This is a genomic window from Dactylosporangium sp. NPDC006015 (assembly GCF_040614215.1).
GTDB classification, from domain to species: Bacteria; Actinomycetota; Actinomycetes; order Mycobacteriales; family Micromonosporaceae; genus Dactylosporangium; species Dactylosporangium maewongense.
This window is the reverse complement of the sequence record NZ_JBEXUD010000021.1, coordinates 159,613-176,314: the sequence shown is the minus strand read 5'-3', so window position 1 is coordinate 176,314 and position 16,702 is coordinate 159,613. Positions and strand designations below refer to the sequence as shown.

12 protein-coding genes are annotated in these 16,702 nt (G+C 68.9%); 5 read left to right on the top strand and 7 right to left on the bottom strand.

What is annotated here, in order from left to right; translation table 11 throughout:
* Positions 1-264: 264 nt before the first annotated feature.
* The 3 genes from ABZ321_RS32620 to ABZ321_RS32610 form a co-directional block, all read right to left on the bottom strand.
* Complete coding sequence (locus ABZ321_RS32620; RefSeq protein ID WP_354898460.1) at positions 265-2,178, bottom strand: hypothetical protein; 1,914 nt, start codon at positions 2,176-2,178, stop codon at positions 265-267.
* A 438-nt stretch (positions 2,179-2,616) separates the two neighbouring features.
* Positions 2,617-6,048, bottom strand: a complete 3,432-nt coding sequence (locus ABZ321_RS32615; protein WP_354898457.1) for a hypothetical protein — start codon at positions 6,046-6,048, stop codon at positions 2,617-2,619.
* Positions 6,049-6,269: 221 nt separating this feature from the next.
* On the bottom strand, positions 6,270-6,962 hold the full coding sequence (locus tag ABZ321_RS32610) for a hypothetical protein (RefSeq protein WP_354898454.1): 693 nt from the start codon (positions 6,960-6,962) through the stop codon (positions 6,270-6,272).
* A 161-nt stretch (positions 6,963-7,123) separates the two neighbouring features.
* On the opposite strand from ABZ321_RS32610, the gene ABZ321_RS32605 reads away from it, so the two are divergent.
* Positions 7,124-7,558, top strand: coding sequence for a hypothetical protein (locus tag ABZ321_RS32605; protein ID WP_354898451.1), 435 nt, complete (start codon positions 7,124-7,126; stop codon positions 7,556-7,558).
* Positions 7,559-7,573: 15 nt separating this feature from the next.
* Complete coding sequence (locus ABZ321_RS32600; protein WP_354898448.1) at positions 7,574-8,689, top strand: hypothetical protein; 1,116 nt, start codon at positions 7,574-7,576, stop codon at positions 8,687-8,689.
* A 154-nt stretch (positions 8,690-8,843) separates the two neighbouring features.
* Here the strand turns inward: ABZ321_RS32600 and ABZ321_RS32595 are convergent, their stop codons facing one another.
* Together ABZ321_RS32595 and ABZ321_RS32590 are read right to left on the bottom strand one after the other, a co-directional pair.
* Positions 8,844-9,527, bottom strand: a complete 684-nt coding sequence (locus tag ABZ321_RS32595) for a DUF6766 family protein (protein WP_344509902.1) — start codon at positions 9,525-9,527, stop codon at positions 8,844-8,846.
* An 81-nt stretch (positions 9,528-9,608) separates the two neighbouring features.
* A complete protein-coding gene (locus ABZ321_RS32590; protein ID WP_354898445.1) occupies positions 9,609-10,001 on the bottom strand; it encodes a hypothetical protein in 393 nt (130 codons plus the stop codon).
* Positions 10,002-10,067: 66 nt separating this feature from the next.
* Here ABZ321_RS32590 and ABZ321_RS32585 point away from each other — a divergent pair, with 66 nt between their 5' ends.
* Entirely contained in the window at positions 10,068-10,691 is a 624-nt protein-coding gene (locus tag ABZ321_RS32585) for an SGNH/GDSL hydrolase family protein (RefSeq protein WP_354898442.1), read from the top strand.
* Between the two features lie 56 nt (positions 10,692-10,747).
* Here ABZ321_RS32585 and ABZ321_RS32580 read toward each other — a convergent pair whose 3' ends face one another.
* Positions 10,748-11,569, bottom strand: coding sequence for a hypothetical protein (locus tag ABZ321_RS32580; RefSeq protein WP_354898439.1), 822 nt, complete (start codon positions 11,567-11,569; stop codon positions 10,748-10,750).
* A gap of 85 nt (positions 11,570-11,654) precedes the next feature.
* Between ABZ321_RS32580 and ABZ321_RS32575 the strand changes: the two genes are divergently transcribed.
* Complete coding sequence (locus ABZ321_RS32575) at positions 11,655-13,064, top strand: lectin (RefSeq protein WP_354898437.1); 1,410 nt, start codon at positions 11,655-11,657, stop codon at positions 13,062-13,064.
* Between the two features lie 21 nt (positions 13,065-13,085).
* Positions 13,086-14,501: a beta-N-acetylhexosaminidase gene (locus ABZ321_RS32570; RefSeq protein WP_354898435.1), complete on the top strand. Its 1,416-nt coding sequence runs from the start codon at positions 13,086-13,088 to the stop codon at positions 14,499-14,501.
* Here the strand turns inward: ABZ321_RS32570 and ABZ321_RS32565 are convergent.
* Positions 14,464-16,677: an MMPL family transporter gene (locus tag ABZ321_RS32565; RefSeq protein ID WP_354898432.1), complete on the bottom strand. Its 2,214-nt coding sequence runs from the start codon at positions 16,675-16,677 to the stop codon at positions 14,464-14,466. The genes ABZ321_RS32570 and ABZ321_RS32565 overlap by 38 nt on opposite strands.
* Positions 16,678-16,702: the final 25 nt, after the last annotated feature.

Below are 16,702 nucleotides of genomic sequence, written 5' to 3'. Positions count from 1 at the left end.
ACTGGGCGAACCGGCACACCGACCATCGTAGATCATCAGAGCTGCCGCCTCTGACCAGGTGCGCAGGTGCTGATACCGCGCGCTGTCATGCCGCCGATCGAGCACGTTGTCGGCCGAGGCGTCGTGACGGTCAGTGACGAGGGGCGAGCGTCAACCATCGCTCGGAACTGCCGAAAAGAGCGCGCCCCTGCGCATCGAAATTCTGCGATCACGCGGAGTTAGGATGACGCGAAACCGTTAAGTGAGAGTGATCATGGCTCGGTCCTACGGCGCCCCTGAATGATTCTGTGCAGTGACCCGAGCACGCCAGAAGCTTGCGGCATCCTGGCCACCCTGCATTGCGATGACGTCGTCCGTTCTGATCGCCAGAGCTGCGGCGGGAAGTGTGCCTTCGACGAAAGACTCTAGGCCGCGGTTGAGGGCGCTGGCGCCAAGGAAGTCCGCATACTCACGGACGGACTGCACCACCGCGAAGCTCGCGGGGTTTCCGTGGACCAATGCGTTGCGAACGCGGCGCCGGCGCGCTTCGAGCACTTCACCCTCGGCCGTGTACTCATGGATGAGGGTGCTGTAGGTGGCGTGATCGCCAACGCTGGTGAACATTCGCGCGATCCAGGCGCGCTCATGCTCAAGGCGGCACAGCGGCAGGAAGTCATCGGCTCGATCGGCAAGCAGCAGGATCCACGGCTGCTTCGGTTGGCTGGAAAGCCATTCACCCGTGAGCTCGGTGAGCAACTCATCGTGCCGACCACCGCCGAGTAGGCACATCCCCGCTGCGCGCTGAAGATCCGTGAGCCAACGGGCATGCGGCCAGTGCTCTCCGAGCAGCGTGAAGAGAGTGTTCGGGTCCATCGCCGCGTGTGCGGCGATGTGCTGCACCAGTCGGTCCGACAGCGGGATCACGCTACTGATGTCGGCTTCAGACGGCTTCCGCAGCGCCATATCGCGGCTGAACGGGTGATCGGCCGTCGTCTGCACTTCGATGGCCGCAGCTAGGAACCTAGGTAGCTCCGCTCGGGCAAGTGCCTCGGCGATCCGCGGTCCATGCTGTTCGATCGCCTCAGCGGTGATCCCAGCTCCGTAGTGGTCATTGGGAAAACCGGTCTCACGCCGAACGGCCATGAAGCCAGCGGCGGCGGCCTTCCCCGAGCGAATGACGCCGTGCTGAGCCAGTCGCGGACGGATCCCGCCGGCGTTATGGATCGACACATTCAGGATGGTGTCCACGATGTCGACGGCGCGCGAGACCGCACCAGCAGCCGTCGTGTTGCCGAGGTCGACGCGCACAAGAATGTCGACGTCAGACTCCTCGTCGACCATCTTCGCGACCTTAAACAACCGACCCTCCCTGACCAGCGCCGAGAGCTCTGCCTTGTGGGCGAAGTCCTGCCGGTCAGGCTCAGCGTTCGGAACGGCCCAGTGCGCGTCGAGGAAGGACACACGCCCGGCAGAGAGGTGGAGATGAAGCCGTCCTTGGTAGCCCAACCAGACGACGATCGGCTCGACCTGGGCGGGTGTGCCGACGAAGGTGCGCGCGTTCGTCAACCGCTGATCGAGGGGCGTGTTCTTCTCGCCAATGGGACGGTCGCCAGGGTCGCGGCCGAAGGCCACGATCGACACAAGTTCGCGGAAGGCCTCCTCCGCGCCGAGACCCCGCCGCTGCAACTGCTCGAACAGAAGCTTAGCGATGGGGCGGTACTCCCGCCGGGACAGGGTCCGATCCTGCGCGGTCGCGACCAGATCGTCCCAGCTGGCGCGGGCCGCATCGTCAGAGTCGAGCGCTTTGAGAAGCTCGTGCGCGGTGGAGAGCAGGTTTGTCCAGGCCGCGTCGGTACGAGTGCCGGGCGGCCGGGCGAGCACCACAGCGGGGCTCATGGAGAGCTGCAACAGGGCCGCTCGAAATACGTCGAGCTTCCCTGCGACGTGATTGCCGAGGGTCGCGCCAACTGCACCTGCCGACTCGTCGAGGTCCAACCGGAAGGACGAGCGGTTGGCGAACTTCTTCCACGCGTCGGTGCCGCTGGCCAACTCGACCCACTCGGCGATCTCCTCGACGATGACCGTGAGCGGCAGGACACTGCTGACGCCGTGACGGCGGTCAAGCGAGGAGACCAGCGATTTCAGCCAATCGGGATCGTCATCGGACCAGTGGTCGCTGACGTTATAGTCGATCATCATGGGCGTTCCGATCACACGGATATTGCCACGACGATGACACGGCCGTCGTGGCTGTAGTCACTACGGTAGCCACCACCGCACGTCAAGAGGTCAGCGACTCGCTGCCGACGCCAGCGAGCGCTCCGGACATGCCGATGGCGTGAAGCCTCGGGCGCGGATCCTGTCTGGTCAGCACGGGTGGACTCGTAAGTGCGCCCGCGGCGCATAAGCAGGCTGTGGCAACAGCCCGCTCGTCGTCGCCCTGGTTCCACGCCGGCGGCCTGAGGCACCGAGGCCGCCGCATGGAAGAACGTTGATCATATGTACGCACATGCCGCCGATCGGGCGCTGCGGCTCGCGGACGATCATCAAGCTCCACAAGCGTCCGAACTCCAGTCAAGACGCACCCGCCGCCGGATGAAGGTCGTCCACCGGTAGCCGGAGGCTGTCGGTTTGCGATCACCGCGGGTGGCCCGCTGCCGCGCGTCGAACCCGGTGCCGAACGTCCCGGGACAGGGCCGTGCGCACGTCCTCGGCAATCGCGCGTGCCCGCTGCAGGTCTGCTTCCTCCACGTCACTGGTCGGGGCGCTGTTGGTGGACTGCAGGTAGGTGTGGATTGCGAGGGCGAGCTGCGCCCGTACTGTCCAGTCCCGATCCTGGGCGAGCAATGGCAGTGTCAAGGCGTAGCGCACTGGTTCGGTGGCCGCGACGAAGGCAGCGAACTCGCGGACTACCCGATCGGGGTGGCCGACCAGCAGCGTGACATCAAGACCGCGGATCATGTCAGCGCCAAGGCGGGACAGGACCTGGGCGCTGTCGTGGACGATCTGCTGGTCCTCGGCGCTGAGTAGGACCCTGGCCTGGTCTCGCACCCAGATTCGGTCGTCGTCGCAGGCCGAGCTGTCCAAGGCAAGCCGCAGACCGTGCCCGCGCAGCGACGGCGATCCAAGGTCGACCTTGAATGAGCTGAGAGGGTGTGGGTTGGTCATCTCGTCGTCGAGGGCGCTGCCCTCCTGCTGCCCGAGCACGAATTGCCTGGCGCGAGTGTGCACGCCCGTCTTCACATGGTTCGGCTGCGTGGTGACCAGGTTCGTCGCGGCGGTGAGGGCGTCTTGGCGGTTGGTGGCCGTTTCGCGCTGGTCCTCGGCCACCGTGAGCACCTTGTCTAGGCAGCGCTGTTGCTCGGCAGTGTCGAGGAACGTGACCAGGTAGGAGTCGGGGACCATAGTCGCGCCGAAGGCGTGGCTGTGACCGCCCGGTTCGGGGCGCCCGAGGAGCCGATCCCGCGCGGCGAGGGCTCGGTGGATGACGGACTGGTCGGTGTCGCCGAGCGTCGCGGCGGCCAGTCCAGCCTCGTACCGACCTGCCTTCGCCATCGTGTGCAGTCGCTTCCGCAGGGCATGTCGTTCTTGGTCTTTGAGCGCGGCGAGCGTGCCCATGGCGTGGTGACCGGCGGGGTCTTCGGCGAGCAGATCTTGCACGGCCGGGTGATACAAAGCTTTTAGTGCCTCGCGCGCGCCGGCATCGGCGAGGTCGAACAGCCGTATCAGTGCCGGCCAGGCCAGGTCAGCGTGGTGGTCGAAAATCGCCAGACACGCCCGTGCGTGTTCCTTGTCATGCGGCAAGTAGAAATCGGCAGCCCGGTGCACGTCGGCGGCGAACAGGTCCAGCACGCCTTGGGCGTCTGTGCTGGTGCCCCGGTTGGCGAAGATCAACAGGGTCTTCATCGCCTGCTCCGTGAACATCCGGCCGGGATTGTCGACCAGTTCACCAGCCCGGCCCCGGGTCACGAGGTCAATCAGGTCGCGTAGCAGCGCAGCGGCCGTGGCGTCGTCGATCACGTCGTGTTGGGCCGCCGCGATGGCCAGGCTCGCGGACTGCTGCCACCACGGACCGGACCCGATGGGTGCGCGGGCCAGAATGCGATCCCCCACGTTGCTGGCCAGTTCGGTGGCCTTCTTCCGCTCGCCGGCCCACTGATAGCACCGGGCGGCCCGGTCCGGCTCCTGGTTGGCGGCGTACAGGTCACCGAGCAGTTCCGCAGCGGCATTCTCTTCGGCCCAGTCGCCGGTGACGATGCAGTCGGCCAACCAACGTCGAGCAGCACGAAGTGCCTCGATCGGCCGATCGGCGAGGGCGGCGCGTCGGGCATCGGTCGCCGGATCGCGGGTGCGGCGAATTAACCGACTGCTGCCGGTCTTCGGCAAGGCTTGGGCGAGCATGTGCTCGTCGTCGAGGCGGTTGGTCCACGGCCCGTAGAGGGTGCTGACGGCGCGGATCGCGTACAGCCATCCGGCTGCGTCGTCGGTCCGGCCGTCGTGGATGGCCTGTTCGACGGCTTGCCGCCAGTGTTCGATTGCTTCCTCGGCCGAGCCGTCAAGAACGTCCCGGCGTCCCTGCGCTGCAAGCACCATCGCAGCGTGGTGGCGCGGTATCCGCCGCTGCCGCGCCTGGGCCAGCAACGCCGTGCGAGCCTCTCCGTCGTAGGCGGCCTGGATCATCCGCAGCCGGACGGTGACATCCTTCGTCTGCGCCGACCGTGGCGCCTTCGTCAGGTTCCGCAGCGCCGCCGTGACCAGATCGTCAAGACCAACCATGCTGCCGGCGACCGGGTCTACCGGGTCGGCGCCGTCACCGGCCGGGGTGGGGCGCTCGCCCGGCCCGTTGATGATGGCGTCGGCGACGGTCAGTTCCGCGGCCAACAACACCAGCAAGGGTTGGTAAGTCGGCGGTTCGACACCCGCTGGCGGATGGCGTAGCGCATTGGTCAATTCATTGCTGTCGGCAAGCGGGTGCATCACTGCAAACACCGCAGCAGAGATCAGTTGTCCGCTCCAGGCGGCGGCGCTGATCGGCCCCTCCAACCCTGCGGCTGGGTTTGCAGTCGTGGGTTCAGATGCTGCCGGGTCGGCCGGTGCCGGTACCTGGCGCTCAAAGACACGAGCCAGGTGCAGGTTGCCCTCGTGTAACGCGGTGGCGGCCAGCAGCGCCGCCAGCGCCGCCCGGGCGTCGTCCTCACCTGCGGCGGCCAGCGCGTCGAGCTGCTTGCGCCGCATGACGTTGGCGTGGCCGAGGTAGTTTTCGCCGGTCAATGTATCGGCCAGCCTCGCGTAGATCTCGGCGGCGGACGCCGGCTGATCGTCGAACAGCCGATCGGCTTCGGCGAGCTGCTCGTCGAGGCCGTCCACAGCCAGCGGGGTACGCAGCACCTGGTCGGCCAGACGAGTCCAGTCCAGCGGTGCAGCGGCGACGCCCGCAAGCGGCGCGCCGGTACAGAACGTGTCGGCCGTTTCTCGGGTCCAGAACCGGGCAACGATGTCGGCCCGCTTGCGAAGCTCGTCGTTGATCTGCTCGGCGCCCCACAGCTCGATGTCCAAGTCCGGGTGCGCGTCCTGTGCTCGGGCGAGTTCGTCCTCCACCTGAGTGTCACGTGTCACGACGCTGACTGCGATGATCAGATGGCGCGCGCCGAATGGTCGGGAGCCATCGGCGAAGGTACGGACTGCCGTGCGAAGCTGCGCCGCGGTGAACTTTTCGACCTGTTTGCACTGTACGACGGTGTATGAGCGGTCCGCGCGTCGACCGGCCAGATCGATTCCCCGCTGGGCCTGACCGCCGAGTCCGTATCGACGGAACCGCATCTGGTTGAGGCCGACGATCTGCTGAGCGACATACACCAGAAGCTGTTCGAAGCGGTCCCACCCAATCCTCAGATCTAGATCACCGCCGGTGAAGACCCTGCCCGGCAATCCCGGTACCGGCGCCTGCGACAAAACCGAGTCCTCGCGCACTGGACGCCAGGACACCGGATCCTGGGCGGCCTTCGCATGGCTGGATCTGCGTCGCACGCCGGTCCCCTTGATCGGGCGAGCAGGCGGTTCATGGCTCACAGTGCACATTCTTCCGCGCGGTCGCCGATCCTGCGGGTGAACACACGCCGCAGGAGGTCGAGCAACTATCTCTCCGTCGGACCAGCGCCCATGAGAACGTCGATCTCTTCTGCTCGGGAACTAGTCGGCAATCACTTAATCACGTACGCACACATGCCGCGATGCGCTCGTTACGGATAGTAGTGTCTAACTTTCCGATCCTCCGTGGCCGGCGCTTGTCGTCAAGACGCCGAAGCGGTGCCGGTCGCCGTCCGCCTGTTGGTTCGTCCCGCAGCGAGTTCAGCACGAATACGAAGTTCGAGTCTGACCGCCGCCTCGGACGCATCAGCGAAGACGATCTCCAGCGGCATGGTGTGTTCATCAGTGAAGAAGTAGTAGGACTCAAAGTTGTCGACGAGTCCATGGTCTGCCGTGGGTGAGGTTGCTCCGCGTTGGCTCGCACCGTCGCCGCGGAGATAGTTGCTGTAGTGGGCAACCGCGTTGCGGAGCGCCCTGCGATCTGGACATGCCGCGTTGAACTCAGCGACGGCTGCCTCAATGCCAACTTCAAGGTCCGCCGGAGCGTGTTGACAGATTGCCTTGGCGGCCTCGGCCACCTGATCCAGAGCGAGCACGAACATCAGCCCGTCCGCGCTCAGCTGGGTTACCGCAGCGAAGATCTCCTCACGCGACACCGTGCCATCCGATTCGACGAACCGTCGGGGACGCAATCGTCCGCGCTGCAGGCAGATGGCGGTAACCCACGTCGTCAAATTGATCTCGGCATCGAAGAGCTCCGAGAAGGGGGCCAACTGGTAATCCACCCGTTTAGCGTCGGCTTGGATCTGACAATGCACAACCGCTTTGCGGCGCGTCCCCTTCGGCTGGCGTTGGAGCTGCGCGTCGCGACCGGTCAACATCCGGTGCACGCTCATGGCCGCCGATCGAGCGTCCTTGCGTCGGAACTGCCGGTTGCCGGACCAGTCTGCGCGCTTGTGCTACCCGTCGTGCCGATCCTCGGTAGTCTTCCGGCCGTTGAGGTCCAGCCACCGGAGGTCTTGTGGAGCATCGGAGTCCTGCCCAGCGAGTCGCCGTCGTGCTCCGGACGGCACGGATTCTGGAGATCTACGGGCGGGATCGGAACGTGTTCTGCGCGGCAGTCGAGGAACCGGGCGCCGACATCGTCTGTTGGGACTGCGACCCCGATGCGGTCCTCGTCTGGAACGTAGTGGCCAGGGACGGCGCGGAGCAGGCAGAGCTCGCAGCGGCGATCGAGCTGCTCTCCCAGCCACCTTGCAATCGCCTGGTTCGGGCCGGCGACCCGTTGGGAGGACCGCAAACGGGCTTCAACCCGTTGCACCAACTGCTGGTAACTGTCTCCAGCGGCGACGGTGGCGTGGAATCCTACGACTCGACCCGCCGCGTTCAGCGGCTGGACATCGACGCCGCGATGGCCACGCAGCGGTCTGCCGAAGAGCTGGTTGGACGCCGACCCCGTTGGACGAAACCACCCTACCTCCGGGGTGAATAGCATCAGTTTCTGCCCGTGACCGAACGCCGTCGATTGCGAGAACCGGCGATTGACCATCGGGGGAACAACTACGCACCGCATCAGAAGCCCAGCCGCTCAACCAAGCCCCGCGACGCCGTGAACCGCGTGAATCTTCAAGGTCACGTGCGCACATCTGCCGCTGAGCGCTCGGCTGTCGGACTGCCGTCGGTCACCGTGTGTCGGGCAACGTCCGATCGCACCGTTACGATCGTGTCCGACTCGGGAGTGATTGAGACGTTGGTGCGCACGCTGCAATGTCGTCGGATGGCAGAGCTTCCGGCTCTGACTGACGCGGAAGACCTCGTTGCGTTGAACGCCACCGTCGACGGCCGGTTGATCGCTGTCTCGGCTCGTGGTAGCCGGCGCGACGGGCTGCCCGACCTGCGGGTACGGGTTCACCTGCATGAAGCCGGGGGCGATTGGCGTGCGGTGGTACTGACCGATGTGACGATAGTGCCGAACAAGGTGGATCTACTGCCAGACGGAAGTTTCCTGCTGGTCCAATCCCGATGCGTCCACCGGCCGTTCAAGCCGGTGCCGGACAACGCACAAGTGTTCAACGCCTCCGGTCAAGCGTTGCGGTCATTCCGGATCGGTGATGGCGTCGAACACCTCGCCGTCGACGAGCCAGGCACCATCTGGGTCGGCTACTTCGATGAAGGCATCTACAGCGGGGATCCGCTCAGCGCCGGCGGTCTCGCACGGTTTGACGAATACGGTCGGCAGTTGTGGACCTACTGGCCGCCATCCGGATTCGACCACATCGCCACCTGCTACGCACTGAACGTCGGTGCACGCACGGCTTGGGCGTACTACTACACCGGCTTCCCACTGGTCCGGATCACCGACACGGAGGTCAGGCCCTTCCCGCCGGGCCCGGTCCGCGGGGCACGGGCCGTATTGATCCACGACAACGTGGTGATCTTCATCGGTGGGTACGGCACGCCGCATCAGCTCACCGAGTGCCGGCTGCACGACGGAACCATCGTCGAACACGGACCGGCCACCCTGACCCCGCTGAAGAAGATCAACGTCGTCAGCACTCGCGGAAGCCGCCTCTACGCGCGAAGCACCCATTCAGTCTTCCAGGCCGACGTAGCCGATTGCTGATCGCTGGCGTGGGCCTGGCCGCTCGGCGGACGTCCTCTCATGCCGCGATACGCGCGGCACCTCCCAGCGACGAACGAACCGGTTCCGGCCAATGAGCGTGCGGGTCAGTGCCAGTGGCCCCATGTCGGGAACGCCGCCGGCCGCGTTGTCCGCCTCAGCCTTCGATGCCGGTGGAGGTGTGGGAGGCGCCGACGGGTTTGGACTCTGGGGAGCCTCGTTGGCGCAGGTACACGGAGAGGATCACCATCGAGAAGACGGCGAGGAGCTCGGACTGCCAGTTTTGCAGGGTGCGGTTCCAGAAGTCGGGTTCGGTCAGGTAGGCGGCCCAGGAGACGGGGGGCTGGCGGTGGCTGAGCTGGCGTTCGTTGAAGGCGGCCACGCCGGCGATCGACTGGGCGAGCCACGACAGCGCGAAGATGCCGCCCATGACGAGGCCGAGGGAGTTGGACAGCAGGTGCAGGCGCCAGCCGGTCGTGCGGGCCCAGGCGGGTGAGTCGTCGCGGGCGAAGGCGCCGACGAGCTGGTCCTTGTCGGACTCGGTGCCGGGCCGGTCGAGCGGCTTGGACTCCGGGGATCCCTTCTGCAGCAGCCAGACCGTCGCCAGGATGTACAGGGAGAACTGCAGATACTCCGACTGCCAGTTCTCCGCGACGTCCACGGCGAAGTCCGCCGACGTCAGGTACCGGCCGAGGGAGACCGGCAGGAGACCGTCGGTGACCTGCTGCTGGTTGAAGTCGGCGTGCCCGGCGAGGCCCTGGCCGACCAGGGCGAGGACGAACAGGACGCCGAACACCACGCCGAGCGCGTGCTCACGCAGGACCCGCCGTGCCCCGCTCACCGGTGCAGCAGCCCGATCGTGATGACGTAGGCGAGACCGGCGCCGACGACCGTCAGGCACAGCACGAACATCAGCCGCATCTCAGTCTCCTTCCACGGCGCACTGGTACGGGCGTTCGCCGCGGGACTGGCAGCCCGCCGCCACGACCCGCCAGCCGCCCGGGAACACCGCCAGGAACTCGGTGTCGCCGGCGTGGACGACGCGGGCCCATTGCCCGTACACGTCGACGTGGCGCACCGCGTCGGGGGCGGGCAGGTCCTCGTCGAGGATCGCGGCGGCGCACGGGGCGTCGGCGGACCGTTCCAGGGCGCTGACGGTCCCGGGCGCGAGCAGCCGGCAGGCGGTGGCGCCGTCGCCGTCGCGGACCGCCGTCAGCAGCCGGGTCGCCGTGGCCGAGGCGGCGTCGCGCCGGCCACCGTCGCCGCAGCCCGCGGCCAGGAGACCCACGACGACCAGCACCACAGCGATCCGCACGCTGTCCGTAGTGCCCCGATCTGGGAGGTCGCACACATCGTGCCGGGCGGATGAGATCATGGCGCGATGATGTTCGAGGCTGGGCAGCGCATCGTGTTCATCGGCGACAGCATCACCGACTGCGGGCGGCGGGACGTGCGGGCGCCCTACGGTGACGGGTACATGAGCCTGGTGCGGGCGCTTGTCACGGCCCGCTTCCCCGGTACCCCGCTGACCTGGGTCAACCGTGGGGTCAGCGGCAACACGGTCCGGGATCTGGCCGCACGCTGGGACCGCGACGCGATCGGCCAGCGGCCCGACTGGCTGGTCGTGATGATCGGCATCAACGACGTGTGGCGGGCGTTCGCCGGGCGGCCGCACGAGGCGGTGCCGTTGGACGAGTACGAGGCGACCCTGCGCACTCTGCTGCGGAGCGCGGTCGACGCGACCGGCTGCCGGTTGCTGCTCGCCGACCCGTACCTCATCGAACCCGACCGCACGGAGCCGCAGCGCGCCGAGAGCGACCGCTACGCCGCGGTGGTGGCGAGGCTCGCGGAGGAGTTCGAGGCGCCGCACGTGGCGACGCAGCACGCGTTCGACGCCGTCCTCGAGGTGTCGCCGCCGGACCTGTGGGCCGACGACCGCGTCCACCCGGGCCTGCCCGGCCACGCCGTCATCGCCGACGCCTTCCTGCGCGTCATCACCGGCTGAGCCGGCCGAACCAGCCGAGCGGCTGAGAAGGCCGAAAGGCTGAGACAGCCGACCTGCTACCGGACCCGCCCCGGATCGGCCAGGAACTCGGTGATGGCCCGCCCCGGCACGTCCGTCACCCCGAACTCCCAAGGCGCGGCGTCGAGCTTGCGCTGCACCGCCGCCCGGATCGCTCCGGCGTCCTCCCCGTCCGGCGAGGCGAGCCGCTCGTAGGCGTCGTCGTCGGCGTCGCGCAGCACCGCCCGCAGGTCGGGCAGGCCCAGGTAGTCGGCGGCGCGCGCGGCGGCGTCGAGCCGGTCCGGCGGGAACTCGGCCAGCACCGCGTCCAGGCCACCGCCCATGGCGCGGTCGTGCAGCCGCCGCAGCAGCGCCAGGTGCCGCAGCCCGAGGGGTCCGGCGGCGGCCGCCGGTTCATCGACCGGCAGTGAACCGGCCGCGTCCCACAGCACCTCGACGAGGTCCCGCAGCAGATACCCGCGCCGGTCGCCGACCCAGGCCGGCGCGGGCCGCCAGCGGCGGGTGGCGCGCAGCTGGTCGAACCCGGCGCCGATGGTGACCGTCTCCAGGGCGTCGACCGCGAACCGGCACGGCAGGATCGACGCGAGCGGCACCACACCCGGCGTCCCGGTCAGCGACACCCAAGCCAGGGTGGAATCGTCGGAGTCGACCAGGTCGTGCCAGCGCCCGCCGTCCAGCAGCGCGACCTGGCAGTGGTCGGCGTCGATGACCGACACGACCACCGCGACCCTTCGTTCGTCGTCGCGCCAGGTGTACGAGGGGTCGTCGCCGGGGTCCGCCGACATCAGGATCCGCTGCACGTCACCCGCCGCGGCGGCCCGCAGCGTGCGGGTCAGCCCGAAGATCCGTCGCTCGATCACGCGCAACTGTAGCCGGTTGACTTAACCCGTTTTAGCTGACTTACTCGGTTCAGTTCGCACCGACCGCCAGCGGAAGGAACCCCTCATGCGACTTGCCGCGTTCGCGGCGTCGGCCGTCGTCGTCTGGGCGGCGGCCTCGGCCGTGCCCGCCGCGGCGGCGCCGACGCCCAGTGGCACCGCCACCGTCGCCGACGTCGTCACCTACCTGCAGAGCATCACCGGCCGCAACATCCTGTCCGGCCAGCAGGACGGGCCCAGCTCGGCACCGAACACCTGGCAGCAGAAGGTGCACGACATCACCGGCGAATACCCGGGGTCGTGGGCCGGCGACTTCGCCTTCGAGCAGAACGACATCAACGCCCGGCCGGCCGTCATCGCCCAGGCGAAGGCGGTGTGGGCGGCCGGCTCCATCCCCGCCCTGGTATGGCACATGTGCCCGCCGACGGTCGCGCAGTCCTGCCACTGGGACTACGGCACCGGCGCCATCATGAGCAGGCTCAGCGACGCGCAGTGGAACGAGCTCGTCACCAACGGCACCGCCCTCAACACCGCCTTCAAGCGCCGCCTCGACGAGGCCGTGCCCTACCTGCAGGACCTCAAGAACAGCGGGATCCCGGTGCTGTTCCGCCCGCAGCACGAGATGAACGAGGGCTGGTCGTGGTGGGGCGGTCGCCCCGGCGCGAACGGCAGCCGCAAGCTGTTCCAGATCACCCACGACTACCTGTCCGGCACCAAGGGCCTGAACAACCTCGTCTGGGTCTGGAACCTCAAGGACATCGCGGGCGGCGAGAGCCACGTCGCCGACTACTGGCCCGGAGCGTCCTATGTGGACCTCGCGACGCTCGACGCGTGGGTCAACAAGCAGCCGACGCAGGCCTGGTACAACGCCATGCTGGGCATCGCCGGCGGCAAGCCGATCGGCCTGTCGGAGGTCGGCACCGTACCCACGCCGGAGACCATCACCGCCCAGCCGCGCTGGACGTTCTTCAGCGTCTGGATCAGCTGGCTCACCGACCCGGCCTGGAACACCAACGACGCCGTCAAGCGCACCTACTACGACCCGCGCGTGCTCAACCGCGGCGAGATCCACATCGGCGGCGGCACCGACCCCGCGCCCGGCACGGGACCAATCACCGGCCTGGCCGGCAAGTGCCTCGACGTCGCCGCCGCCGGCACCGCGAACGGCACAAAGATCCAGCTGTACAGCTGCAACGGCACCAACGCCCAGCGCTGGACCGTCGGCACCGACGGCACGCTGCGGGCGCTCGGCAAGTGCCTGGACGTGACCGGCGGCACCGCAGCGGACGGCACGAGGGTCCAGCTGTGGGACTGCAACGGCAACGGCCACCAGCGCTGGACCCGGGACGGGCGGCGCCTCGTCAACCCCGACACCGGCAGGTGCCTCGACGTCGCCGGCCAGTCCACCGCCGACGGCGCCCAGATCCAGATCTGGACCTGCAACGGCCAGACCAACCAGAACTGGACCCTGCCCTAAGAGGGGCGTTACCGTGCATCGATGGATGCGATCATTCCCGCGCCGGTGTACGTCAAGCCGGTGCCGGCGGAGAGCTTCACACTGACCTCCGCGACCGTGGTGTCCGCGACCGGTGCCGGTGTGCCGGTCGCGGAGCACCTCGCGGCGCAGCTGGACATCGCGGTCGTCGAAGGGACCGGCGGGGCGATCGCGCTGACGCTCGACGAGGCCGCCGTGACGCACCCGGAGGGCTACCGCCTGCGCGTCGGCAAGGAGCGGGTGACGCTGGCGGCGGGGACGCCGGCCGGGCTGTTCGCCGGGGTGCAGACCCTGCTGCAGCTGCACTCGGACCGGGTCATCGCCGGTGGGGAGGTGCGGGACGAGCCGCGGTTCGCGCACCGCGGGGCGATGCTCGACATGTCGCGGCACTTCTACACGGTGGCGGAGGTCAAGCGGTTCGTCGACCAGCTGGCGCGGTTCAAGCTCAACGTCCTGCACCTGCACCTCACCGACGACCAGGGCTGGCGCATCGAGATCCGTAGCTGGCCGCGGCTGGCGACGGTCGGCGGTGGCACGCAGGTCGGCGGCGGGGGCGGCGGGTACTACACGCAGGACGAGTACCGGGACCTGGTCGCGTACGCGGCGGCGCGGCACATCACTGTCGTGCCGGAGATCGACGTGCCGGGGCACACGACCTCGGCGCTCGCGTCCTACCCGGAGCTCAACGCCGACGGGGTGGCGCCGGCGGTGTTCACCGGGCGGGGCAACGCGACCGGGTTCAGCTCCCTCGCCACCGGCAAGGAGGTCACGTACCGGTTCATGGGCGACGTGCTGCGGGAGGTGGCCGCGCTGACGCCGGGCGAGTACCTGCACCTCGGTACCGACGAAACCCACGCGACGCCGGAGGACGAGCGCCTACGGTTCCTGGACCGGGTGCTGCCGATGGTCGCGGACCTCGGCAAGTCCGTGATGGGGTGGCACGAGATCCTGCGCTCGCCGGACCTTCCGGTGTCGGCGGTGCCGCAGTACTGGGGGCGCGCGTCGAGCGACCCGGCGATGGCGGCCGCGGTGGCGCGCGGGCAGCGGGTCCTGCTGTCGCCGGCGCACCGCGTGTACCTGGACATGAAGTACGAGCCCGGCATGGAGATCGGTTACGACTGGGCGGGCTGCATCGACGTCGCCGACGTGTACGGCTGGGATCCCGGCACCTACATGGAGGGTGTGCCGGAGGCGGCGGTGCTCGGGATCGAGGCGCCGCTGTGGTCGGAGACGCTGCGCTCGTACGCCGACGTCGAGGCCATGGCGTTCCCGCGCCTGGCGGCGGTCGCCGAGCTGGGCTGGTCGCCGCGGTCGGCGCACGACTGGGACTCCTTCGCCCGCCGGCTCGCCGCGTACGGGCCGCGCTGGGACGCCGACGGCGTCAACTACCACCGTTCCGCGCAGATCCCCTGGCGCTGACCGGCTCCGGCGCCTTCTTGATCACGACGACCGGTCGCACCAGGGTCGCGCCTTCGACGTCGACATTCGGCAGCAGCCGTTGTAGCGGCCTCGGCAGCCACCAGGCGCCGCGGCCGAGGATGTGCAGCACCGCCGGGACGAGGGTCATGCGGACGATGAACGCGTCGACGGCGACGCCGACGGCGAGGGAGAAGCCGATGGCCTTGATGATGACGTCGCCGCCGAAGATGAACGCGGTGAAGACGGCGGCCATGATGAGGCCGGCGGCGGTGACGACGCGGGCGCTGTCGCGCATGCCGTCGCCGATGGCGCGGCGGGCGTCGCCGTGGTGGGTGAAGGCCTCCTTGATGCGGGAGACGAGGAACACCTCGTAGTCCATCGCCAGCCCGAACAGGATGCCGATGACGAGGACGGGCAGGAAGCTCAGGATCGGGGCGGGCGCCTGCACGCCGAACACGCCGCCGGCATGCCCCTGCTGGAACACCCAGGTGACCGCGCCCAGCGACGCGCCGAGGGACAGCAGGAACCCGGCGACCGCCTTCACCGGCACGAGGATCGACCGGAACACCAGCAGCAACAGCAGCAGCGCGAGCACGACGATCAGCACCAGGAACGGGGCCAGGGCGGCGCTGAGCTTGTCGGAGACGTCGTTGTTGACCGCGGTGGTGCCGGTGACGTACGCGGTGATCCCGGCCTGCTGCCTGGCCTGCTCGCCGGCGGCGCGGATGCGCCGGACGAGGTCTTTGGTCTGCTGCGAGTCGGGCCCGGACTTCGGGATGACCGACAGGATCACCACGTCCCCGGCCTGGTTGGTGGCGGCCGGGACGGCGACGGCGACGTCGGGGTCGGCCCGCAGCAGCGGCGCGGCTTGCTCGCCGATGGCCTTCATGTCGGTGCGGCCCGGCCCGTGCAGCACGAGGGTGAGCGGCGCGTTGAACCCGGGCCCGAAGCCCTTGGCGAGCAGGTCGTAGGCGCGGCGTTCGGTGGTGCCGGTGGACTTGGTGCCGTCGGACGGCAGGCCGAGGCGCAGGTCGAGCACGGGCAGCGCCATGCCGCCGACGACGGCGAGGCAGGCGACGACGGTCAGCCACGGCCGGGCGGTCACGATCCGCGCCCACCGCGCGCCGAACGGGTGGGCCTTCGGCTCGGCGCGCCGGTTGAGCGCCCTGATGCGGCTGGCGGTGATCCGGTGGCCGGCGACGGCGAGGACGGCGGGCGTGAGCGTGACGGCGAGGACGACGGTGACGGCGACGGTGGCCGCGGCGCACAGGCCCATGACGGTCAGGAACGGGATGCCGGCCACGGCGAGGCCGCACAGCGCGATGATGACGGTGACGCCGGCGAAGATCACGGCGCTGCCGGCGGTGGCGGTCGCGGTGGCGATCGACTCCTCGACCTGCATGCCGTCGCGCAGCTGCTGGCGGTGCCGGGCCACGATGAACAGCGCGTAGTCGATGCCGACCGCCAGGCCCAGCATCGTGGCGAGGGCGGGCGCGGTCGAGTTCAGCTCGACGAACCCGGTCACGACCTGGATGCCGAGCATCCCGATGCCCACGCCGACGGCGGCGTTGAGCAGCGGCATCCCGGCGATGACCAGCCCGCCGAGGGTCAGCGCCAGCACCAGGTACGCGATGATCACCCCGTACAGTTCGCTGCTGGCGCCGTGCGCCTCGGTGGTGGACACGACACCGCCGGAGAACTCCACCCGCAGCCCCGCCGCCCGGGCGGGGCCCGCCAGCCGCTCCAGGGCGTCCTTCGCCTCCTGCGTGACCTCCGAGACCGGCACGGCGTACTGGACGTCGGCGAACGCGATCCGCTTGTCCGCGCTCAGCGTCGCCTCATTGAACCCGGTCACCGCGATGACCTGCGGCGCCTTCGCCAGCGCGACGAGCGCGTCGGCCGCGCGGGCGGTGTACTCGGCCTCGTCGAGCGTGTGCCCCGGCGGGGCGGCCACCACGATCCGCGCGCTGGCGCCGCCGGTGCCGGGGAACTTCTTCGACAGCAGCTCGATCGCCCGCTGCGACTCCGTGCCGGGGATGCTGATCGCGGACGTCGTCGGCTTGGCCAGCACCGCCGCCGACACCGCGACGGCGACCAGGACCGCGGCCCAGCCGCCCAGCACGACCCAGCGACGGCGCGCCACGACGACGCCGAGACGGTACAGCATCGTCGCCATTCGCCCGCTCCCTAGAACTGGCGGC

Coding starts and splice junctions, on each gene's coding strand:
- ABZ321_RS32620 (WP_354898460.1), bottom strand. CDS start 2,178: ATGATGATCGACTATAACGTCAGCGACCACTGGTCCGATGACGATCCC.
- ABZ321_RS32610 (WP_354898454.1), bottom strand. CDS start 6,962: ATGAGCGTGCACCGGATGTTGACCGGTCGCGACGCGCAGCTCCAACGC.
- ABZ321_RS32585 (WP_354898442.1), top strand. CDS start 10,068: ATGATGTTCGAGGCTGGGCAGCGCATCGTGTTCATCGGCGACAGCATC.
- ABZ321_RS32575 (WP_354898437.1), top strand. CDS start 11,655: ATGCGACTTGCCGCGTTCGCGGCGTCGGCCGTCGTCGTCTGGGCGGCG.
- ABZ321_RS32570 (WP_354898435.1), top strand. CDS start 13,086: ATGGATGCGATCATTCCCGCGCCGGTGTACGTCAAGCCGGTGCCGGCG.
- ABZ321_RS32565 (WP_354898432.1), bottom strand. CDS start 16,677: ATGGCGACGATGCTGTACCGTCTCGGCGTCGTCGTGGCGCGCCGTCGC.